Origin of the sequence: Micromonospora sp. NPDC050495, from assembly GCF_040655175.1 — a bacterium.
Classification (GTDB): Bacteria; Actinomycetota; Actinomycetes; order Mycobacteriales; family Micromonosporaceae; genus Micromonospora.
Window position 1 is genome coordinate 21,360 of the sequence record NZ_JBFAJK010000037.1, and the last position, 21,673, is coordinate 43,032.

The 21,673-nt window shown below is 72.9% G+C and carries 18 protein-coding genes and 1 pseudogene; 8 read left to right on the top strand and 11 right to left on the bottom strand.

Annotation, left to right across the window (positions count from 1 at the left end; translation table 11 throughout):
* The first annotated feature begins 56 nt into the window (after positions 1-56).
* The 3 genes from AB0I11_RS26620 (at position 57) to AB0I11_RS26630 (ending at position 4,635) form a co-directional block, all read left to right on the top strand.
* Positions 57-3,365 carry a hypothetical protein gene (locus AB0I11_RS26620; RefSeq protein WP_357326113.1) on the top strand — a complete coding sequence of 1,103 codons (3,309 nt, stop codon included), beginning with the start codon at positions 57-59 and terminating at the stop codon, positions 3,363-3,365.
* A gap of 97 nt (positions 3,366-3,462) precedes the next feature.
* On the top strand, positions 3,463-4,065 hold the full coding sequence (locus tag AB0I11_RS26625) for a sigma-70 family RNA polymerase sigma factor (protein ID WP_357326115.1): 603 nt from the start codon (positions 3,463-3,465) through the stop codon (positions 4,063-4,065).
* A 15-nt stretch (positions 4,066-4,080) separates the two neighbouring features.
* Positions 4,081-4,635: a hypothetical protein gene (locus tag AB0I11_RS26630; RefSeq protein WP_357326118.1), complete on the top strand. Its 555-nt coding sequence runs from the start codon at positions 4,081-4,083 to the stop codon at positions 4,633-4,635.
* A 97-nt stretch (positions 4,636-4,732) separates the two neighbouring features.
* Here AB0I11_RS26630 and abc-f read toward each other — a convergent pair whose 3' ends face one another.
* Entirely contained in the window at positions 4,733-6,370 is a 1,638-nt protein-coding gene (gene abc-f / locus AB0I11_RS26635; RefSeq protein ID WP_357326121.1) for a ribosomal protection-like ABC-F family protein, read from the bottom strand.
* A gap of 328 nt (positions 6,371-6,698) precedes the next feature.
* Here abc-f and AB0I11_RS26640 point away from each other — a divergent pair, with 328 nt between their 5' ends.
* Positions 6,699-7,784 carry a CapA family protein gene (locus AB0I11_RS26640; RefSeq protein WP_357326125.1) on the top strand — a complete coding sequence of 362 codons (1,086 nt, stop codon included), beginning with the start codon at positions 6,699-6,701 and terminating at the stop codon, positions 7,782-7,784.
* 10 nt (positions 7,785-7,794) lie between these two features.
* Here AB0I11_RS26640 and AB0I11_RS26645 read toward each other — a convergent pair whose 3' ends face one another.
* Both AB0I11_RS26645 and AB0I11_RS26650 read right to left on the bottom strand, forming a co-directional pair.
* Positions 7,795-7,968, bottom strand: coding sequence for a hypothetical protein (locus AB0I11_RS26645; RefSeq protein WP_357326128.1), 174 nt, complete (start codon positions 7,966-7,968; stop codon positions 7,795-7,797).
* Positions 7,965-8,183, bottom strand: a complete 219-nt coding sequence (locus AB0I11_RS26650; protein ID WP_357326131.1) for a hypothetical protein — start codon at positions 8,181-8,183, stop codon at positions 7,965-7,967. Before AB0I11_RS26650 ends, AB0I11_RS26645 begins: the two co-directional genes overlap by 4 nt.
* A gap of 378 nt (positions 8,184-8,561) precedes the next feature.
* Here AB0I11_RS26650 and AB0I11_RS26655 point away from each other — a divergent pair.
* A pseudogene (locus AB0I11_RS26655) lies at positions 8,562-9,982 on the top strand (helix-turn-helix domain-containing protein).
* A 3-nt stretch (positions 9,983-9,985) separates the two neighbouring features.
* Here AB0I11_RS26655 and AB0I11_RS26660 read toward each other — a convergent pair.
* A complete protein-coding gene (locus tag AB0I11_RS26660; RefSeq protein ID WP_357326134.1) occupies positions 9,986-10,537 on the bottom strand; it encodes an NUDIX hydrolase in 552 nt (183 codons plus the stop codon).
* Between the two features lie 206 nt (positions 10,538-10,743).
* Here AB0I11_RS26660 and AB0I11_RS26665 point away from each other — a divergent pair, with 206 nt between their 5' ends.
* Complete coding sequence (locus AB0I11_RS26665; protein WP_357326137.1) at positions 10,744-11,115, top strand: YciI family protein; 372 nt, start codon at positions 10,744-10,746, stop codon at positions 11,113-11,115.
* A gap of 112 nt (positions 11,116-11,227) precedes the next feature.
* On the opposite strand, the gene AB0I11_RS26670 is transcribed toward AB0I11_RS26665, so the two are convergent.
* Positions 11,228-11,953 (bottom strand): alpha/beta hydrolase, encoded by a 726-nt coding sequence (locus AB0I11_RS26670; RefSeq protein WP_357326140.1) that lies wholly within the window; start codon positions 11,951-11,953, stop codon positions 11,228-11,230.
* A gap of 301 nt (positions 11,954-12,254) precedes the next feature.
* Between AB0I11_RS26670 and coaD the strand changes: the two genes are divergently transcribed.
* Positions 12,255-12,680, top strand: coding sequence for a pantetheine-phosphate adenylyltransferase (coaD, locus tag AB0I11_RS26675; RefSeq protein WP_357326143.1), 426 nt, complete (start codon positions 12,255-12,257; stop codon positions 12,678-12,680).
* A gap of 40 nt (positions 12,681-12,720) precedes the next feature.
* Here the strand turns inward: coaD and AB0I11_RS26680 are convergent, their stop codons facing one another.
* From AB0I11_RS26680 to AB0I11_RS26695, 4 genes are all read right to left on the bottom strand, one after another.
* A complete protein-coding gene (locus AB0I11_RS26680; RefSeq protein WP_357326146.1) occupies positions 12,721-13,908 on the bottom strand; it encodes an MFS transporter in 1,188 nt (395 codons plus the stop codon).
* A 77-nt stretch (positions 13,909-13,985) separates the two neighbouring features.
* Complete coding sequence (locus AB0I11_RS26685) at positions 13,986-14,468, bottom strand: hypothetical protein (RefSeq protein ID WP_357326149.1); 483 nt, start codon at positions 14,466-14,468, stop codon at positions 13,986-13,988.
* Between the two features lie 97 nt (positions 14,469-14,565).
* Positions 14,566-15,033 (bottom strand): hypothetical protein, encoded by a 468-nt coding sequence (locus AB0I11_RS26690; RefSeq protein ID WP_357326152.1) that lies wholly within the window; start codon positions 15,031-15,033, stop codon positions 14,566-14,568.
* A gap of 137 nt (positions 15,034-15,170) precedes the next feature.
* Complete coding sequence (locus tag AB0I11_RS26695; RefSeq protein ID WP_357326155.1) at positions 15,171-16,076, bottom strand: LysR family transcriptional regulator; 906 nt, start codon at positions 16,074-16,076, stop codon at positions 15,171-15,173.
* A 72-nt stretch (positions 16,077-16,148) separates the two neighbouring features.
* Here AB0I11_RS26695 and AB0I11_RS26700 point away from each other — a divergent pair, with 72 nt between their 5' ends.
* Positions 16,149-17,072, top strand: a complete 924-nt coding sequence (locus AB0I11_RS26700; RefSeq protein ID WP_357326158.1) for an EamA family transporter — start codon at positions 16,149-16,151, stop codon at positions 17,070-17,072.
* A gap of 82 nt (positions 17,073-17,154) precedes the next feature.
* Here the strand turns inward: AB0I11_RS26700 and AB0I11_RS26705 are convergent, their stop codons facing one another.
* Entirely contained in the window at positions 17,155-18,111 is a 957-nt protein-coding gene (locus AB0I11_RS26705) for a sulfotransferase (RefSeq protein ID WP_357326161.1), read from the bottom strand.
* Between the two features lie 134 nt (positions 18,112-18,245).
* Positions 18,246-21,608: a LamG domain-containing protein gene (locus AB0I11_RS26710; protein WP_357326164.1), complete on the bottom strand. Its 3,363-nt coding sequence runs from the start codon at positions 21,606-21,608 to the stop codon at positions 18,246-18,248.
* Between the last annotated feature and the right edge of the window lie 65 nt (positions 21,609-21,673).

The window sequence follows — 21,673 nt, forward strand, 5'->3', positions numbered from 1 at the left end:
GCGATATGAAGGACGTCGAAGGGCGAGCCGGGGTTTGCGGCGGGTGAGGGAGGCTCATGGACACATGTCTCACCGTCTGCGACCACTGTGGTGCGCCGGAGCCCGAGGTGGTCCCGGTCCTCCGGGCGGCCGTCTCGTCCGCCGGCGCCGTCGACAGCTGGCTGCGCGCGAACCCCGGCGCGGTGCTCTCGACCTGCCGGTGGGTGTCGACCCACGACCGGGCGCTCGCCGACCGGCTCCACCTCCGGCCGGCCGTCCGTGCCGCCCTGTACGTGGCGATGACCGACGCCCTGACGGCCGGCGAGGAGTCGCTCGACGTCGTCGAGTTCGTCGCCCGCTGGGGCCGCCCGCCCCGCCTCCCGGACGGGTTCTCCCGGCACCTCGCGGCGGGCCTGGACACCAGCGATCCGCGGGTGCTGGATGAGGCCTACCGGGCGGTGGTCGCCCGCCTGCGACCGGTGTTCGGCGGCGAGGCGGGCGCCGGCCTGCACCGCATGGGCTGGCTGTACCTGCTGGGCGACGCCGCCCAGGCCGCCTTCCGGGCCCACGACGTGCCGGGCTCGGTGGCGCTCCTGGACGAGGCGTGGCAGCTCATCGACGAGCTGCCCCGCGGCAACGAGTTCTCGGTGAAGGCGGTCGGCTTCCTCGCGACCAACTACGCCAGCTCGGTCGGTCACCTGCCGCCGCGCCACGCGGAGTGGGATCTCCTCCTGGACACCGCGGCGGACCGCCTGGCGGTGGCCACCGCCTGGCTCAAGGGCCGCGCTCCGTCCATCTCCGTCGCCGCGCTGGCGTTGCGCATCGGGATCTCCCAGGCGCAACTGTGGTACGTGCGGACGGTCAACGGCCGGGTCGGGTGGATCACCGGGGAGGCGCGCCGGCTGGAGCTGCTCGATCAGGCGGAAGCGACCATGTGGGAGTACCTGCCGTCGAGCGCGCCGGCGTACTGGAGCCGGAACGTGGCCGACCTGCCGGATTCGCTCAAGGACACGGCCGTCCGGCTGCAGACGGAGAAGATCGGCGCCGCGGCCGTGGTGAGCCAGGACCGGTCACCGGACGCGGCGGAGGTGGCCCTGCGCCTCGGCACCCTGCCGCACCACCGCTTCGCGGCCCTCATCGGCATCGCGCGCGGCGAACGCAACCTCGCTCGGCGTGTGGCGCACCTGGAAGGGCTGCTCCGCGAGACCCGTGCCGGGCTCTACGACCGGGCGAGCGCCTGGCAGCGGGAGACGATGCGGTCCCGGCTCACGGCCGCGTGCTGGGACCTCGCCGCGAAGCTGGAGGTCGCCGGCAGGACGACGGCCGCCTGGTTCTGGCGACGCGAGGGCAAGGCCTGGTCGGACCGGTCGAGCGGGCGCGGCCGAGCCCGGCGGGTGAACCGGCGCCGGGGGTGGGCGGGGACCCGGGCGCCGCTCGCCGAGATCGACCGGATCGTCGAGGACGAGGGGGTCGGTGCGGAGGCGACCAACGGCGGGGTGACCAGTCCCGGGATCAGTCGCCTCGGCCACAACATCCTCACCGAGCAGGCCCCCGGGCTGGCCCTGACCGTCATGGCGATGGTTCGCAACGGCGCGGACGAGCCGGAGTTGCGGCAGGCCACCGTGCTTGTCGACGGCTGGCACCCGCCGCGGCGCCGCGCCCGACGTCGGCGCCTCGCCCCGGCGAGCTGCCGGACGGCCGCCGAGTTCCGGCGCACGCTGCTCGAGGCCGCCGAGGAGATCGCCGCCGGCTACGCCGGCTATCTGCGGCCTGAACTGCTGAACCTGCTGGCCAGGCAGGAGGCGCTGGCCCCGGGCGAACGGCTCGAGGTGGCCCAGGAGGCGCTGGCCGCGTCGCTCGAGGCGGCGCAGTGGGGCGAAGCGGCCGCCGCCCTCCGGGTCATCCTCGCGATCGCCGTCGAGGCCGGCGACAGCGGCGCGACCAGGTACGCCGTGCACGCCCTGTGCGGGATCGTCCAGCACGCGGTGACCCAGTCGCGGGGCACCGCGGACCTCATCGACCTGGCCCGCCAGATGACGTCGATCTCCACCCGGTTGGCCACCTTCCTCGCCTCCGTCGGCCACGCCGAGCTGGCGTTCCACGCGGCGCACGCCGGGCTCGGCGCGATCAACCGGATCTGTGCCGAGAACGCGGAGCTCATCGAGGAGTTCGAACTCGCGGAGCAGTTCCACCGGCGGGTCACGGGCGCAGCCGACGAGCTGTTCGCCGCGATGCACCGACGGCTGAACTCGACCGCGCCGCAGCCGATCAAGACCGAACCGGACGCGTACCAGCCGGCGGCCCTGCTCCGCTGCATGCCCGGGCCGGCCGCCTACGTGCAGCTCCTCGGTGAGCGCCACGGCGGCTTCTGGGCGGTGGGCTGCGTCGTCGACGGCGACACGCGCCGGTGGTGGACGGTCCGCCTCGACGTCACCGTCGAGTCGCTCGGTGCCCTGCGCGAGGCCGTCTGGCAGTCGCTCCGGCCGAAACGCGGCGGCCCGCCCCGCCGCACCGCCGCCCTCAAGCGCCTGCACGCCGAGATCGTCGGCCCCTTCGAGCGCGAGCTGGGCGACGCCCGGGACGTCGTGGTCGTGCCGCACCAGGCGTTCGCCGGCCTGCCGCTGCACGCGGCGCGTGGCGGCGACGGCTTCCTGATCGAGCGCCGCCGGGTGACGTACCTCGGCGGTCTGACCGACCCGGTCCGGCCGGCGACGGCGTCCGGCTCCGCTCTGGTCGGTGGGTGGGATCCCGCCATCGGCGCGCCGGAGGAGGCCCGCGAGCTGGAAGCGGAGCTGACCGCGCTGGGCTTCCGGGTGGTCCGGCCGAAGAACGCCACGCTCGGCCGCCGGCACTACCTCGATCCGGAGGCGCAGTGGGACGTCGTCCACGTCGCCGCGCACGGCGACTACCACCCGTGGCCCCGCTCGATGGCGTCCGAGCTGCGGCTGTCCCGTACCGTCGGGCTGACGGCCGGCGACTGGCTCCGGCAGGGCTGCCGGGCCTCGTTCGTCTTCGTCAACGCCTGCAACGTCGGGCGCAACGTGCCGCACGCCGGTGACGTGAACGGCTTCCCGCTGGCCCTGCGCATCCGGGGCAATGTGGCCGAGGTGTCCGCGCTGTGCCCGGTGGACAGCGTCACCGCCGGTCCGTTCGCGCGGTCGTTCTACCGGCACTGGACGGGCCAGGACAGCCTCGGCGCGTACCACGCGACCTGTCTCGACGCCATCGCGCGCGCGGAGCCGCCCTCGGTGTGGGCGCCGTACGTCCACACCGGAGTGCCGGTGACGCTCGCGCCGCGGCTCCCCGCCCGGCCGCGCGTGGCGGCCGGGGCCGCGGCGGGCAGCCGCCGGCGACGGGCCCACGGCCGGCACCGGCGGTCGCGCTGAAAAAAGTTGGCCGCCGGGGAAAACCCTGCCGCACCGGATCGCGTCCTGTCAGGGGAGCGCGGTCTTGCCCACATCGATTCCGGCTAGGAGCACCGTCATGGAACTTCCCACGGTTGGTTCACGGGGTGAGGATTCAGCCGGCCAGGCGGATCTGACCGAGGCGTTCCACCGTCAGGTCGGCGTCGACCTCGACACGGCCGTGGAGGTCATCTACCGGCGGGCGCTTCGGCTGGCGGAGGGCAAACCGCAACTCGCCCAGGACCTCACCCAGGACGTCCTGGCCAAGATCGTGCACGACCTGCGGGTGGGAAAGCTCGCGCCGGTCGTCGAACCGCGCCCCTGGCTACGGACGCTGGTCACGAACCAGTACATCCAGCAGTACCGGGCCGAGAAGCGGATCAAGCGCGGTGGTGACCGGTGGACCGCATCGCTCGACCGCCAACGGGAGCAGGGGCTCGATCCCCCGTCACCGATGCCGGGTCCGGAGGAGATCGCCGCCGACCGGGACCTGCGAGCGCGCCTGTGGACCGCCGTCGACGGCCTGCAACAGACCGAGCGGGACGTCGTCAACCTCACCCTCGACGGGCACACCCACCGGGAGATCGCCGAGATCCTGGGCATCCCGGAGAACACCTCGAAGACGCGCCTGCGCGCCGCCGTTCGACACCTGCGGGACGTGTTGCGTCCCGCCGCAGACTGAAGGAAGGATCTCGCCATGCGAGAGTCAACCGATCGCGACGATCGTGAGCACGACCTGGGCGGCGTCGTGTCTCTGCTGGAGATCCTCGCCGACCTCGACAGCGTGTCGGAGGAGTCGGCCCCGCTGCCGGAGGGCGGCCTGGCCGAGGCGCGGGCCACGGCCGCGCGGCTGTTCCGGGGCGACGGCGGGCCAGCGCCGGTCTCGATGATGTTCACCGAGATCGAGACGTGGCTGTCCGAGTCCGCGCTCGAGGCGGCCACGGTCCGCGGCGCGGTCACCGCGCCCACCCTGGACCGGCACGAGCCCGGCCTGGTCGCCTACGGCTACCAGCCCGACATCGAGATCGACGCGGACATCGACCCGGAGGCCGCGACGGCCGTCGTCACCGTGGTCGTGGAGCCGATCGACGACCGGGCCCGGCCGCTCGTGCTGTCGGTACGCACCGCGGCCGGGGTGACCCGTACGGCACCCGTGAACGACTACGGCATGGTGGTGATCGACAACCTGCCGATCACCGAGCACAGCCCCAACGACCTGCGTTTCGAATGGTCCGCGGGACAGGCCGGATAACGGCCGCGGCGCCCCGGCCGGACGGGGCGCCGCGGCCGGGTCACCCGCGGCTCACCCCGGCTGGTCGGGGTCCGGGGCCCGGCGGGGAGGCCGGTGCTCAGGCACCATCGGGCGCCGGGATCTCCCGCAGGTGGCCGCCGTCGAGGCGCAGCCACCGCCGCACACCGATCTCGGTAAGGAACCGCTCGTCGTGGCTGACCACCACGAACGCGCCCCGGTACGCGGTGAGGGCGCTGGCCAGTTGGCCCACGCTGACCAGGTCGAGGTTGTTGGTGGGCTCGTCGAGCAGCAGCAGGTGCGGCGCCGGCTGGGCGTAGAGGACGCAGGCGAGGGTGGCGCGCAGCCGTTCGCCGCCGGAGAGCACCCCGGCCGGAAGCTGGGCCCGGGCGCCGCGGAACAGGAACCGGGCGAGCAGGTTCATCCGTTCGGCCTGCGGCCGGTCGGGGGCGTACGCGGCGAAGTTGTCCGCGACGCTCCGGTCGAGGTCCAGCACGTCCAGGCGTTGCGACAGGTAGGCGACCCGGCCGTCGGCGCGGTGCACCTGCCCGGTGTCCGGTTCGAGTTCGCCCTGCAACAGGCGCAGCAGCGTGGACTTGCCGGCGCCGTTGGGGCCGGTCAGCGCGATCCGCTCGGGTCCCCGGATGCTCAGGTCGACGCCGTCGCCGGCGAAGACCGCCCGGTCGCCGTGCCGCACCCGCAGGTGCTCGGCGGCGACCACGGTGCGGCCGGCGGGCACCGCGGTGTCCGGCAGGTCCAGGGTCAGGGTCTGGTCGTCGCGGAGCGTACGGCTGGCCTCGTCGAGCCGGCTCTGGGCCTCGCTGACCCGGTTGGCATGTGCCTGCTGCGCCCGGCCGGCCGACTCCTGGGCGCTGCGCTTGAGCCCACCGGCGACGATGCGGGCCAGGCCGGCGTTGCCGAGGTTGCGGGCGGCGTTGCCGGCGCGGCGCTCGGCCCGCTCCCGGGCCTGCTGCATCTCCCGCTTCTCCCGCTTCACCTCCTGCTCGGCGCTGCGCACGCCGCGCTCCGCCGCCTCGCGGGCCACCCGCGCCGCCTCCTCGTAGGCGGTGAAGTTCCCGCCGAACAGGCGCAGCTCACCGCGGGAGAGTTCGGCGATGCGGTCCATCCGGTCCAGCAGGACCCGGTCGTGGCTGACCACCAGCAGGCATCCCGACCAGTTCTCCAGCACCTCGTACAGCCGGTGCCGCGCGTCGAGGTCGAGGTTGTTGGTCGGCTCGTCGAGCAGCAGCACGTCCGGGCGCCGGAGCAGTTGCGCCGCCAGGCCGAGGGAGACCACCTGCCCACCGCTGAGCGTGTGCAGGCGCCGCTCCAACGCCACGTCACCGAGGCCGAGCCGGTCAAGCTCGGCGCGGCTGCGTTCCTCCACGTCCCAGTCGTCCCCGACGGCGGTGAAGTGTTCCTCCGCCGCGTCGCCCGCCTCGATGGCGCGCAGCGCCGCGAGGGCGGCATCGATCCCGAGCACCTCCGCGACGGTCAGCTCACCGGCGAGGGGCAGGTTCTGCGGCAGGTAGCCGAGGACGCCCTCGACGGTCACGCCGCCCCCGGTGGGGGCGAGTTCGCCCGCGATCAGCCGGAGCAGGGTCGTCTTGCCCGCGCCGTTGGGCGCGACGAGGCCGGTGCGGCCGGGCGGCACCGTGAAGGACAGCTCCTGGAAGACCGGCGTGTCGTCCGGCCAGGAAAAGGACAGGTTCGTACAGACGATGCAGACATCAGACATCGGGAGACACCCTCGACAGGAGAACCGGGGTACGCGGAAGACGCCCCGGTGAGGCAGACAGGTCCAGAACCGGACGGGCCGCCGTCGGCGCAGGCCGGCGTGCGGCCGGGGCGGCTCACCCCGAGATGTCGTCGTCCCCCGTCACCATGATCCGCTCCCTCGTCAGGCTCAGCGCGATCTCCGGTACCAGCCTAACAACTTCCCGGCGGCGGCGGCCCGCACGACTGACGGTCGCCGCCCGGCCGGCTGTTTCCGCTGGCGACGGCGGCTCGACGGCGGGGTGGCCGCGGGGTCGTGCGGCGGTGCCGGGAGCGCGTACCCTCGCCGCGTGATCGGCACGAGGGTGCGCAAGGCGCTGGCGGCGCTGACGGCGGTGGTGGCCGGCGTCGGGCTGACCGGGTGCGGCACCGATGCGGCCGGCCCGGGGCCGGTCTGGCACGGGGGAACGCCGGCGCCCGCCGGCGCCGCGACGGCGACGCCGGGCGCGGCGGCCGAGGTACGGCTGACCTTCGCGGGCGACGTCCACTTCACCGGCCGCACCCGGCGCCTGCTCGACGATCCGCAGACGGCGTTCGGGTCGATCGCCTCGGCGCTGCGGGACGCCGACCTCACGCTGGTCAACCTGGAGACGGCGGTGACCGACCGGGGTACCCCCGAACCGAAGACGTACCACTTCCGGGCGCCGAAGACCGCCTTCGCGGCGCTGCGCGCGGCCGGGGTCGACGCGGTGTCGATCGCCAACAACCACATCCTCGACTACGGCCGGCAGGGACTCTCGGACACCCTGGACGCCGCCGCGGAAGCCGACTACCCGGTGTTCGGCGCGGGCCGCGACGCCGACGCGGCGTACGCGCCCTGGCTGACCACCGTGCGCGGGCTGCGGATCGCGGTGCTCGGCATGTCGCAGGTGCACGACCTGGCCGGGTCGTGGCGGGCGACGGACACCCGGTCGGGGGTGGCCATGGCGTTCGATCCGGCCCGGGCCACCGCCGCGGTGCGCGCGGCCCGGAAGCAGGCCGACCTGGTCATCGTCTTCATGCACTGGGGCATCGAGGGCAACTCGTGCCCGAGCGCGGAGATGAAGACGTTCGCCGGGACACTGTCCGGCTCCGGCGCCGACATCGTGGTCGGCACGCACGCGCACACGCTGCTCGCCGACGGCTGGCTGGGCCCCACCTACGTGCACTACGGGCTGGGCAACTTCCTCTGGTACGGCACCTCGCACAGCACCGACTCCGGCGTGTTGAACCTGGTGGTCCGCGGCCGGACCGTCGTGGACAGCCAGTTCGTCCCGGCCACGGTCTCCGGCAGTGGCCAGCCGGTGCCGGCCACCGGGGCCGGCCGGCAGCGCATCCTCGACAAGCTCGCCACCGCACAGCGCTGCACCGGCCTGGCGGCGCGGCGCGACGGCTGAGGCGCGCCCGTCAGACGAGCCGCCGGATGCGGACCTTGGGGCACTCGTTGCGCAGGTGGCCCTGCTTGTGCTGGCGGACCTGCTCGTCCCAGACCTCCTGGTCGTAGTCCGGGTCGGGAGGGATCCACCGGTGGGAGCCATCGCTGTAGTGGAACTTCTCGTCGCCGGACCGCAGCATGCTCATCGCAGCCAGCCGAGGAAGCGTCGATGCAGCGCCCCCGCCGGTAGCCAGGTCAGGTCTTCGGCGGCGCGTACCAGCTGGGCGCTCAGGTAGAGCGCCAGGGACAGCGGAGCGCCGTCGAACTCCGCGCGCAGCTCGCGCCGCCGGGTGCGGCAGGGCCACGGCGCGCCGCAGCCGCCGCAGCTCCAGATCGGCAGCACCGGGTCGTGCGTGCTCACCCGCGCTCCCCGAACAGCGCCGCCGGCCGCGACCGCGCCTGCCGGCCGGTCGCCCGTGCCACCCGCCCGCAGGGGTACGGCGTCAGCCGCGCAAGGGCCGTCGCCGCTGTGCCCAGGTATTCGGGGTAGGAGACCCGACCCGTGGCGGGCGGCGTCGGCTTCATCCGGTCGACCCGTTCAGCTCGCTCCGACCCCCGCCGAGAGCTTCGAACTCCGCAGTTGACTGCCATGCCAGCACCGTGCCGCTGAACCCGCTTCGGCGGCCATGTCGGCACGTCATGTCACGGTGACATGGCCCTCCTCGACCCGTTCCTGATCACGTCCTAGGCTTCCGACAGACACCTTCCGTAGTCATGCGGCGACGCTGGGGAGCTGGACGTGCTAGTTGACCCGCTTCGAATTCCTGCCGATGCCTGGTCCGACCGCGTCGTCTGCGAGGCGCTGCGCAGCCGGGACATCGGGACGTTGTTCCGCAGGATCGGCCGGCTGACCGGCGCAAGCCAGACCCGGATCGGCGCTGCCGTCGGCCTGGAGCAGGGCTACGTCAGTCGCGTCGTGGCCGGCCGGAAGATCAGCTCGATCGAGGTTCTGGAGCGGGTGGCGACCGGGCTCGGCATGCCCGACGAGTCCCGAACGGCGCTGGGCCTCGCTCCCCTGCGAGGGCCATGTCAGCACGACATGGCCGGTGCCGCGGAGCAGCGGCAGGGTGACACGGCGGCCGGCCGATGCTGGCGCGACGACCTGCGCGCCGCCGTACGGCTCTGGGAAGGCGACGTGAACCGCAGAGACCTGATCCGCCAGACGGCATTCGCCTCGGCGAATTACACCCTTCCGGCGCTGCGCTGGTTCACCGCGCCCTCCGGGCCGCCGCTGAACGCCTCCGGCCCGCGCACCGTCGGTCAGCCCGACATCGCGACCGTCCGGGAGATGTCCAAGACCTTCCGCCAACTCGACAACCAGTACGGCGGGGGGCATGCCCGTGATGCGGTGGCACGCTATCTCCACGAGGAGGTCACCCCACTGTTGACCGACGGCCGGTATGACACGGCGACGGGCCGCAGCCTGCTCAGCGCAACCGCCGAGCTGACCCAGCTCGCCGGATGGCAGGCGTACGACGTTGCGCAGCACGGCGTCGCTCAGCGTTACCTGGCCTGGCCCTGGACCTCGCCCGCGCCGCTGACGATGCCGGTCTGGGCGCGGAGATCCTGGCCGCGATGAGCCACCAGGCCACCTACCTCGGTCAAGCCGCGACCGGAATCGACCTCGCCCGGGCTGCCGGGCAGACCGCCAGACGCGCCGGGCTGGCCGTCCTGCTTGCCGAAGCGCACGTGATGGAAGCCCATGCGCACGCGACAGCCCGGGACGAGAAGGCCTGTGCCGCCGCCCTGCACCAGGCCGAACAGACCCTCGACAAGGCTGATCGCAGCGGCAACCCGCAATGGCTTGGCTACTTCGACGAGGCTTACCTGTCCGCGAAGTTCGCGCACTGCTTCCTGACCCTCGGGAGGGCGTTGCCCGCTGAACGCTTCGCCAGCCGGTCACTCAAGATGGACGAACGTTACGTCCGCGGGAAGGCGTTCAACCTGGCGCTGCTCGCTTCCGTGCAGGTCAGGCGAGGAGAGCCGGAACGCGCCTGCGTCATCGGCACGGAAGCACTGACGCTCACCGCGCACCTTCGCTCGGCGCGAGCCGTCCGCTACGTACGCGACCTGCAGTTCCAGCTCGCGCCACACCGAACCCGGGCCGCCGTACGACAGTTCAGCACGCGAGTGAACGCCGTCCTGGGCAGCCGCCGGTGACCGCTACAACTCGCCGCGTGCTTCCCGGGCCACCAACTCCAGCACCGCCATCACGGTGCCCGCGCCGACGATCTGACCGCCGCTCACCAGCGCACGCGCCTCGCCGAGCGGGATCCAGGCAACCTGCTCCGCCTCGTTGATGTCTGTGGGCGGCCCGATGTGCTCCGCGCTCCGGGAGAGGAACAGCAGGTTTTCCGCGTCGGCCGTGCCGACCCACGGCTGGAATGTCAACAACGGTTCGAGGTCGCCCGGGCGCCAGCCGGTCTCCTCTTCGACCTCCCTGGCCGCGCACGCAACCGGTTCTTCCTGGTCGTCGACGTAGCCACCGGGTAGCTCCCAGACCCAGCGGTCGATCACGAAGCGGTGTCGTCGCATCAGCAGCAAGCGCCGCTGGTCGTCGAGCACGGCGACCATGGCCGAACGGGGGGCGCGAATCACGTACTGCTCGAACCGGACTCCGTCGGGCAGCTCCACCGAGGCGATGCTCAACCTGGCCCGCCGCGTGTCGTCCACCACCCGCTCGCGGTGGATCGTCCACCGGGTCAACTCCGCCATCGGGCCAGTATCGAGGTCGCCCGGTTGCCGCACCAACCTCCCAGGAGCGTGCGGGGGTACGCGGCCAGTGCGACACGGCGTCCGGCGGCCGGGCGGCAGAGGTCCCGGGAAAAGTTCTTCTGGCATAGCGTCGGATCCGAGGCGACTGGTTCGTAGCACGGGTGAGCGACGGCCGGAGCAGGCCGCCGGGACAAGGGAGTCATGGCATGACGCGGTACTTGATCTCGTTCAATGACGGCGCGATGGACCACATCCCCGCCGAGGAGATGCCCGACGTGGGCAAGGCCTCGCACGCGGTGGTCCAGGAGGCCGTGAACGCCGGCGTGTGGGTGTTCGGCGGCGGGCTGGAGCGGCAGCAGGCGAGCGTCGTGGCCACGGACGGCACGGTCACCGACGGCCCCTACCCGGAGACCAAGGAGGTCGTCGGCGGGTTCGTGGTCGTCGACGTGCCCACCCGCGAGGAGGCGCTGGCCTGGGCGGCCAAGATCGCCGCTGGTTGCCGCTGCGCGCAGGAGGTCCGCGAGCTGATGGACGACCCCGAGACGGACGCGATGCTGCGCGAGGCCGCCGGGCGGTGACCCGCCCGGCCGCCGCCGCCAGGCGCGGAGCCGCACCCCGACCGCGGTACGCCGATGATCGGCGCCGCCACGGTCGGGGTGGCCCGCTCCTACCCTGTGCTGCCGCCCGGCCTCACCTGAGGTGCCGGGCGAAGAACCGGTTCCCGGCGTCCCCCTCGAACTCGGGGACGCCGGTGTGCCCGCCCATGTTGGCGTGCAGCGTCTTCTCCCTGGAGCCGAAGGCGTCGAACAGGTCCAGCGCCAGCTGTCGGTCGTTTCCCTCGTCGTCCCACTGCAACAGCACCTGCAACGGGATGGTGACCTGCCGGGCCTCCTCGAACATGGCGCGGGGCACATAGCTCCCGGCGAACAGCAGGGCGGCCGCGATGCGCGGCTCGACCACCGCGAGCCGCACCCCGATGGCGATGACACCGCCCGCGTACCCGATCGGGCCGCGGATCTCGGGCAGTGCGAGGAGGGCGTCCAGGGCGGTCCGCCATTCCGGGACCGCCTGGTCGACCAGCGGGAGGACGAGCCGGTTGACGATCTCGTCGTCGACCGGCTGGCCGGCGGCCAGCGCCCGGTGCAGGTCGGCGCGGGCCTCCTCGGCGGCGGCGGAGCGGGGCCGGTCGCCGCTTCCGGGGAGTTCGATGGTGGCCGCGGCGAAGCCCGCCGCCACGCCGTGCCGGGCCCGGGCCACCAGCCGGGGGTACATCCGGCGCAGTCCCCCGGGGTGGCCGAGCAGGATCAGCGGTGCCGGTGCGGGTCCGGGCGTCCACAGGATGCCGGGGATCTCGCCGAGCGTGAATTCGCGTTCGAGTACGCCGTCGTCGAGGCGCTGTTCAGCGGTGAAGTGCATGCTCGTACCTTTCGGGAGGGCTCGTGAACGGCGCTCCCGGACGACCTATCGCCCGACCGTGACCCCCGAGGGGAGCACCCACGTCGAAATGTTCACGGGTACCACCTCCTCGGTCTCTCGCACGGCCTGCGCGGACGTTAGCAGCGGCCCCGGTGCTCCGCCAACCGGGTTTCCGGGGCCCGGCCCGGCCGGACCGGCGGCGACGGAGACCTGACGGTACGGCTGGCATGATGGCGGTCATGTGGTTGGAGACGCGGTGACCGCTACGTCAGCTTCCGCGGTGGTGCCCGGTTCCGGTTCGTTGGCTGTCTACCCCGGCACGTTCGATCCGTTCACCCCCGGGCACCGGGACCTGGTGGCCCGCGCCCGGGTGATGTTCGACCGGGTCGTCGTGCTGCTGGCGGTGAACGCCGACAAGCGACCGACCACCGAGGCCACGGCCCGGGCCGCCCGGGTACGCGCCGAACTGCCGGCAGCCTGGGGCAATGTCGAGGTCGACACCTGGGCCGGCCTGACCGCCGCCTACTGCGTGCGACGGGGTGCCACGGTCATCGTCCGCGGCTTGCGCAGCGCGGCGGACCTTCGGCAGGAGCATCAGCTCGCGGGGATGAACGCGCACCTCGGGGTCCAGACCGTCTGGCTGCCGGCCCGTCCGCAGTTGGCCGCCACGTCGTCCACGGTCGCCCGCGCGTACCGCTCGGCGCAGGTGGGCGCCGTCCGTCCCTGAAGCGGGGTCGCTCGACCGCCGCCCTGCCCGCGAGCCTGGGTCAGGACGTCCGCACCATCGTTGCGGCGCTCTTGCGCGGCACCCTGGGCCCGCGGAGGACGATGGCCGCGGCGGCGAGGCAGACCCCGGCCGCCGCGACGAGCGGCGTCCGGCTGCCGAGGTGGACCGCCCCGGCGCCGAGCGGGATGGCGAGCGCGATAGGCCCGAACATCGCCGTGTTGGCCGTCCCGGAGACCCGCCCGAGCAGCTCCGTCGGGGTGTGCGTCTGCATCGCGGTGACCGCTGCGACCAGGGTCCAGGGCAGGCCGACGCCCGCTACCACCGAGGCGACGAGGACGGCCGGCCACCACGGCAGGCACCGACCGAGGCAGCCGACGGCGAACAGGACCGTGCCGGCCATGCCGATCGCGGCCGCGCCCCATCGGGTGACGAGTCGGCCGACCACCAGCCCGCCGGCGATGGAACCGGCGCCCTGCCCGCTGACCAGCACCCCGAGGAACGTTGCCGGCAGGTTCAGCTCGGACGTGACCATCGCGTAGAAGCCCGCGGTCGTGAAGCCGGACATCGCGATCGAGACGGCGGCGAGGATGACCGGGACCCGAATCGCCGGCTGCCCGAACAGGACGGCGAGCCCGGCGCGCAGGCCGCGCTGCCGCCGCGTCGGCGGTTCCGGCGGGATGCGGGTCAGCCGCAGCGCCGCGTACAGGACGGCGACCAGCACCGGCATGACCGCGCTGAGCACCGCTACCGCGTGCCCGCCCTGCCAGGCGTAGAGGCCCGCGCCGGCCAACGGAGCCACCAGCTTCATGCCCTCCTGGGCGCTGGACCGCCAGCCGTTGACCGCGCCGAGTTCCGCGGGGGAGAACGCGGACGGCAGCAGCGCGGTCTCGCCCGCGTCGATCAACACGTAGCTGACGCCGTACGCGAACGAGACCGTGAAGATCAACCAAGCCTGACCGGGTCCCCGGACCGCGAGCAGGGACAGCAGGACGGCGGCCAGCGCGAGGTTCACGGCGATGATCAGCGGTCGCCTCGGCGCCCGGTCGAGCACGCCGCCCAGCCACGGCCCGGCGAGGACCGGGGCGTACACGCAGAGCTGCGCGAGCGCGGCGAGGCTGCTGGAGTCGGTGAGGTCGAGAATCCAGATTCCGGATGCCAGCGACATGGCGCTGCTGCCGAGGCCGGACAGCAGCGAGATCGCCACGAACAGGCCGGCGTTGCGGCGCATGCGCCCTCCACGATTGAGCCGATACGACTCACATCCTGGATTCTTGAGCCCGCGGGGAGCAAGGCCGGTGCCGGGCGTCAATCTTGTGTTGACATCACGGTTTCCATCGTCCTGACCGCCGCCCGCACCGGCGCGGGCAACTGGGCATCCCCGGCGCCGGCCAGGTCGTCGACGAGATGCCGCGCCAGGGCATACAGCGAGCCCGGCGCGGCATCGCGGGCGTGTTCTGCCGTCCTGCGCACCAGCGCCGCTCGTGGAAACCGGGTGTCCCACGCCCGGTCCGCGTCGATCCATCGCTGCAGATCGGATACGGCTGCCCGCAGCGCCGCGATGCGCGAGGAGTAGCGGAAATCGAGCTCTTGTCGCCGGGACCGCTGGGCGGCGGCCAGCCGTTGGCGGCGTTGCTCAGCGGCCTGCCGGCTGCCCAGGCCCAGCACGGCGGCTATCTCCGCCCAGGTGGCGCCGGCATACCGCGCGCGGTCGATGAGCTCCAGTTCCTGCTCGTCAAGGCGGATGCGGGCGTCGCCGAGCTCGGCCAGCCGAACCAACTCCGAGGTCATCTGTCAACGCTACGTTGACAGACTGGCGAATCGCTACGGGGATGCGGTCGACGCCCGGCCCGGCGAGACGAGGCGCGGACCCGGGGCGGCCCGGCGGTCAGATGTGCGCGACGACCTGCCGGAGTGGGTGGCCGAGGATGGCCTCGACCGCGCGGATCTCGTCGGGGGTGAACGCGAACTCCGGGCGGGCCGGGTTGGCGACGGCGATCTCGAAGCGGGCAAAGCCGCTGGGCCAGTCGAAGGTCAGGGTGTCCAGCGCGACGGCCGTCTCGCAGCACGGAACCGTCACGAGCACGCTGTCGAACTCGCCCCCGGTCTCCTCGAGAAGGTCCTGGTACCAGTCCAGCGCGATGTCCCGGTCGCAGCGCGGGCAGGTGATCTGCTGGACGTTCTCCCCCGCGTCCACCGCGGTGATCCGGTCATGGAACCCCACCGTGACGGACTGCTGGACGCCGTCCGGGTCCGGGAACACCCGCCGGACGTACGCCGCCGCCTCGGCCGCCGCCGCGCTCGCCGGCTGCCAGGTGACGTCGGTCGGGATCAGCGAGGTGTAGAAGTCGCTCATGGGCGTGATTCTCGGCCACGGCCGACACGACCACGCACCCCCCCGTACGCATCGACGCCACCGACCGGTCCGCGGCCCCCGCTCGACGGCGGCTCGAACCTCGTCGGCCTCGACGGACACAGTGGTCGCCGGCGGGCTCAGGTCCGGACGTCGGCGGGAGCGCTCAGTTCGGCCAGCAGGGCGTCCACCGCGGGCCGTTGCGGCCGGCCGCCGAGGGCGCGGGTGACCGCGAAGATGCGTCGCTCGGTGACCGGCTCGACCAGCGGCTCCACGTGCACCCCGGGCGGCACGTGACGCAGCGCCAGCGCCGGCACCAGCGCGGCGCCCAGCCCGGCCGCGACCAGGTCCAGGGTGAGCGCGAAGTCGACGGAACGGTGCCGGATGTCCGGCTCGAAGCCGGCGAGCCGGCAGGCGTGCAGAGTGGACCGCAGGCAGGGCGTCTGCTCGGCGCTGGCGATCCAGGGCACGTCACGCAGCTCGCTCAGCCGGCCGGTGCGCCGGCAGCAGCCGACCGGGGTGATCAGGTGCATCGGGTCAGCGGTGATCGGGTGCCGGTCCAGGTCGTCGACCAGCGGCGCGGGCACGTGGTCGTACTCCTGGAGCACCACCACGTCGAGGGTGCCGGAGCGCAGGTCGAGGCGGCTCTGCTGGTCTTCGGCCTCGATCACCCGCACGTCCAGCTCCGGGTGCTTCGCCCGCGCGCGGGCGGCGGCGGGGGCCACCAGTGCCCCGGCCGCGGACGCGAACGCGCCGATCCGCACCGTGCCGCTGACCCCATGGCGGATGGCCGCGAGCCCGGCCACCGCCTGCTCCACCGCGCCCAGCACGGTCCTCGCGTGGCTGGCCAGCACCTCGCCGGCCGGGGTGAGCACGATGCCCCGCCCGGCCCGCTCGACCAGCTCGTGCCCGGCCTCCCGGGACAGCTGGACGAGTTGCTGGGAGACCGCCGACGGGGTCACGTGCAGCGCCGCGGCGGCGGCGGTGACGCTGCCGCGCAGGGCGACCTCGTGCAGCACCCGCAGCCGGCGAACGTCAAGATCCATGTAGCCATGCTACATCGGCAATGAAGAACATTGAACTGGTCCTTAAGCGTACGGTCCGGCACCGTAACCGGTATGAAGGCATCACACCGGCTGCTCGCCGTGCTCGTCGCCGCCATCTGGGGCGTCAACTTCGTCGTCATCGAGGTGGGGCTGCGCGACCTGCCGCCGCTCGTGCTGACCGCGCTGCGCTTCGTCGCGGCGGCGGTGCCGCTGGTCTTCCTGGTGCCGCGCCCCAGCGCCCGGCTGCGCTACGTGCTCGGCTACGGGCTGGTGCTCGGCGTCCTGAAGTTCGGCGCGCTGTTCACCGCGCTCGCCGCCGGCATGTCGGCCGGCCTCGCCTCGCTGGTGCTGCAGGCGCAGGCGCTGATGTCGGTGCTGCTGGCGGCGGCGGTGCTGGGCGAGCGGCCGGCGCGGGCGCAGGTGGTCGGCGTACTGGTCGGATCGGTCGGGATCGGCGTGCTGGCGGTGGACAGCGGCGGCCACGCCACGGTGATCGGGTTCGCGCTGACCCTCTTCGCGGCGGCCAGCTGGGCCGTGGCCAACCTGGTCATGCGCGCCAGCGGCGAGACCCGGCCGCTCTCCCTGCTGGTCTGGTCCAGCCTGGTACCGCCGCTGCCGCTGCTCGGCCTGGCCGGCGTGGTCGACGGCCCGCAGTCGGTGCTGGCGGCGATCACCGGCCTGTCCTGGCGGGCGCTGCTCGCCGTGGCCTACGTCGCGTACGTGTCGACCCTCGTCGGGTTCGGGATCTGGAACCGGCTGATCGCCCGGTACTCGGTCGCCCGGGTGGCACCGTTCAGCCTGCTGGTGCCGGTCTTCGGGATCAGTGCGGCGTGGCTGCTGCTCGACGAGCGAGTCGGCGCCACGGAGCTGGCCGCGGCCGCCATCGTCCTCGCCGGGCTGACGCTGGTGGTCCGGCGGTCCACCGTGGACCGTGACACCGCCACGGCGACGAGCGAGAGCCGCGGACCCGGGTACGCCGCGGCCCCCACTGCCTGACCCGGGCGCGGTCGAGCGACCGGCGCGGCGGTTGCCGATCCCTCGATGGGCACGGCGTGGTCGGGGTGGAGAGCGCGAGCCGTCACTCGTACCCCATGGCCGGGATGATCTCGCCGAGCGCCGCCTGGACGGACCTGCGGGTGTCGTCGTCGAACTGGTTGTCGCGGTTGCTCAGCCTCTGCGCCTGGAACGTGCCGACGGTGGCGAAGTCCTCGACGCCGAGCCGTGCGAACAGGGCCCGGCGCTGCGCGGGCCAGTCGGCGGCCAGGTCTTCCGCCCTCACCTCGACGTACCGCCGGCCGGTCAGGTCGACCGTGCCCTGCCAGGTGAGCCACCGGTGGTAGATCGGGATGAGGTAGGCGAGCGCACCGTCGACGGTGGGCGGCGCCCAGGGCTGCGCCAGGTGGGAGGCGAGCACCGCGACCGGGTGACGCGTGATGTGCACGATGGTCGCCTCCGGGACCAGCTCCCAGAGGAACTCCATGCACAGCAGGTTGAACGGGGTCTTCTCGCACCAGGTCGACTTGCCCGCGTCGGCCGCCGCGCCGCCGAACAGGGTCTCGACCAGGCCCCGCAGGACGGCGAGCAGGTCGCCCCGGTCGCTGAAGTACCTGGGCACCACCCGCCGGCGGCTCGGCGGCGCGAACGGACCGGCCGGCCGGTCGGCGTTCCCGAAGCCCTCCGCGGGCGCGGGCTCGTCGAAGGTGTACGCGATCAACCGGGGCCAGAGCTGCTGCACCGCGTCCCGGTAGCGCCGCTCGCCGACCAGCTCGGGGACGGTCTTGCCGCGATCGTCGCGCCGACCGGGCACCCGTACGGTGAGGAAGTCGCTGAGCCGGTGCAGGGCGTCCTCACCGACGGTGGGGTCGTACCGATGCGTGAGCGCGTCGGCCAGATCCCGCAGGCCACCCGGGTCGACGAGGAACCTGGTCTCCATGGGGATCCGGTGGATCAGCGGATGCTCGCCGATGATGTCGGCGATCCGTGACGTCCCGGACCGACCCGTACCCGCGACGAAGACCGGTGAGGGGGATGGCATGGCGAGCAGTCAAACGTTCGATCCGGCGCTGAGGCAAGCCAGTTTTCCCGCCACCCGGCCCGCCACCCGGCCCGTCGCCCCGCCCGGGTGGCCAGCACCACCCGGGCGGGACGGAAGGTCCGCGACGAACCCGGTCAGTCGGCGGCCAGGAATTCGATCTCGGACTGCTCCGGGGCCCGCTGCCAGGCCCAGACCTCGTCGATGTCACCCACGAACGGCGCGGCGGTGAGCGCCCGGCCGATGGTGAACGTGCCGGTGGCGTCCCAGGTGCTGGTGTAGGGCAACGTCACCACCTCGGCCCGGGCCGGATCGATGAAGCCGTCGGCGTCCTTGTAGTGCACGTAGAGCGTCATCGTGCCGGCCAGGCCGTCGTAGACCCCGGCCAGGTGCGCCCACTCGCCGACGGTGACCGGGGCGGCGGCGCAGGCCTTGGTGGCGGCCGAACCGGCCGTGTCGCTGAGGAAGATGCTGAAGCAGTACCTCTTGACGGTGCCGGCCTGGTAGCCGAGTTCGAACATGCTCCGGTTGGCGCCGTGCTGGGCCACGGCCGTGCGGTGGGTGCTGACGTCGGTCACCCGCACCCAGGCCGCGACGGCGAAGCTGCGGCGCAGGGACGTCTCCGAGTTGACGCCGGTGGCCAGCACCGGGCCCACCGTGCTGATCCCGTTGCCGCCGGCGAACCGGGCCTCGGCGTAGCCCTCGGGATATCCGGGCGGCAGGTATCCGGTCGGCGTGAAGGACACCCCGTTGCCGGAGGAGAGCACCTGCTGCGCGTAGGAGTGCTGGACTCCGCGCAGGCCGGCACGGTTCTGGATCCCGACCGTGGCGCTGCCACCGGTCTCCACCGCGTCGCCGGCCGCGATGTCCGCGTAGGCGAAGACGATGGTGCCGTTCTCCCCGACTTGTGCCTCGAAGGTGACCCGCTTGGTGCTGTCGCTGTAGAGCCGCGCGTTGCGCCACTCCAGCACGAAGCTGCGGTTGGGCGCCGCGCCGGTCACCGCCGTACGGACGCTGGACTGGCTGTCCAGCAGGAGGTTGTCCCAGAACGGGTAGAGCGTCGGGCCGCCGGCCGCGATGTTCGGCACCGCCGTGTTGGCGCCGGAGGACGCGAGCTCGGCGAACGAGGCCCGCCCGTTCGTGTCCACCCAGAGCTGCTGGTACGAGTCGCCGTAGTACGGCACCGGGAACGGCAGATCCACCTGTTGCACCGCGTCGTCACCGGTCAGGGCGAGGACGGTCGTGTCGGCCGGGACGAAGGTGCGGGCGCCGGTGCTCCTGGTGTACTCGGACTGGGTCGGTTCGGGCGCGTACCGGGTCTGGACCCAGCTGGCGGCGCTCGCGTCCAGGTGGTGCGGCTGGGTGATCAGGTCGCTGTCGTCGGCACCACTGCCGTCCAGTTTCCAGTGCCCGGCCTCCGGCTCGGGCGGCGCGACCCGGAACTGCCAGGTCGAGGTGCTGGACATCCCGTTGGGCTTGACCGACTTGACGGTCAAGGTACGGAGCAGGTCCTTCTTCGGCACGAAGGTGAAGGTGAGGCCGCCGGTGTAGACCTCCTCCGGGACGCACGGGAGCCGGCAGGTCGGCGGGTCCGTGCTGACGATGTTCACCGTCGTGTAGGGGCCACCGTCCAGGGACCACATGAAGTACGACGTCTCGGAGGAGACCCGGACCTGCGCCCGGCCCGGAATACCGATCCCCCCGTACGAGACCCCCGAGCCGTCGTCCTCCTGGTACACGCCGTTGGTGGTGGACTCGATCACCGGCGCGAGTGGCGCCGTCGTGTCGGTGAGGAAGTTCCGCCACCCCGTCCACAGCGAGTACGCGCCCTGCTCGTCCTTCGACCGGGCCCGCCACTTGTAGTAGCCGTTGCCCAACAGCGGCGTGACCCGCCACTTCGCTGGTTGGGACGGCTTGCTCGGCCCGGACGCGTAACCGGTCTTGACGCCGGAGGCGACCAGCCCGCCGGTGGAGGTCTGCACCTCGAAGTAGACCGTCAGGACCGTCCCCGAATCCGGGTCGGTGGCGAAGACGGACAACTCCGGGTCCTTGCGACCGACCACCGGGGTGGTGGTGCACCGGCTGGCGCAGTCGCTGATGGCCATGTCGGTGGGTGTGTTCGGGGTCCGGTTGTAGGTGGCCTGGAAGCTCACCGAGGAGGCGTGGAACCGGGTCCACTCGTAGTGGTTCGACTCGCTGGTGGCGCGCAGGCCGAAGGTCATGGTCGCCGCCTTCGCGGTGGCCTGGGTCTGCAACTTGGTCTTCAGCGAGCCGGTGAACTCCCCCGGGTCGTCGGCCTTCGGGCAACTGTCCTCGTTGGCGGAGAAGGTCTCGGTGTCGACCCGCGACATCCAGTCACCGTCGGAGTCGTCGTACCAGGTGTACTTCGACGGCCAGTCCATCCGGGCGGTCTGCCACAGCTCGATGCTGGTGCCGGCGCAGTCCGCCGTGTGGTCCGCGGTGATGTGCATCGACGCCGAGAGGATCTGCGACGAGGCCATCTCCGAGATGGTGAACTGCATGTGCGAACGCCACACGTCCGAGGTCTGCCACTGCCGCCCGACCCGCATGTCGGAGTACTCGCCGTAGTAGGCGTGGTTCGGGTTGCTCTTCATGACGTTCGTCCAGTGCGTCGGGGACGGCTTGCTGAACGGCGGGTCGATGAAGACCGGATACACGGTGTCTGCCGCGATCAACATCGCCCGGTCCGGCGTGACGGTCAGACTGCCCGCCGCCACCGTCACGGGCATCTCCACCAGCCGGTGCGGCGTCGCCTCACCACCGTCGGAGGCGGCCCGCGCCTCGGCCCGGCGGGCGGCGTCGGCACCCGCCGGCCCCGCGACCGGCGCCGGGGAGTCCCACATGCTCGCCCCCGACGAGGCGAAGACCAGCCGCCCCTTGTCGTCGACCGCCTCGAGCCCGGCCCTGGTCCCCTGGCGCAGCCGCACATCGCCGGAGACCCCGAACCGGACCGCCCGCAGCGCCGGGTTCTGCGCCGCCGCCCGCGACTTCACCACCAGCACCTGCCGGTAGCCGGTGGCCCCGGCCACCACCTGAAGGTCCACGCCGGGCAGGACCTCGGCGTACGTGGCCGTGTCCCCGGCCAGGCTCGGCGCGGGCAGCCGCCCCGGCCACGACAAGGACATCCGGGCGCCCGCCCGGCCGAAGGTCAGCAGCGGGCCGTCACCGCCGCCGGACAACCGCAACGGCTCCACCACCACCGCCGGTGCCACCGCGCCGTCCGCGGTCCGCCGCAGGGTGGTGTCCACCGGCTTCCAGCCGGAACCCGTACGGGCCCGCACCGGAGCCGGCGAGGCGACCGTCGTGAACGAGCCGTCCGCGTTCGCGAACGTCTGGTTCGTCTCCGACCGCTCCGCGGCCACCTCCACCCGGCCGCCGCACGAGCGCGCCAGGCTCGCCGCCGCGACCGCTCCGGACGCCTCCGGGGCGCAGTCGACACGGGCCGGCGCGGCGGCCGCCGGCTGGCCCGACGCCAGCACCGAACCGAGTACGGAAAACGCGGTCGCCAGCGCGACCCGGCGTCTCGTCCGTCCTGTCCCGCTAC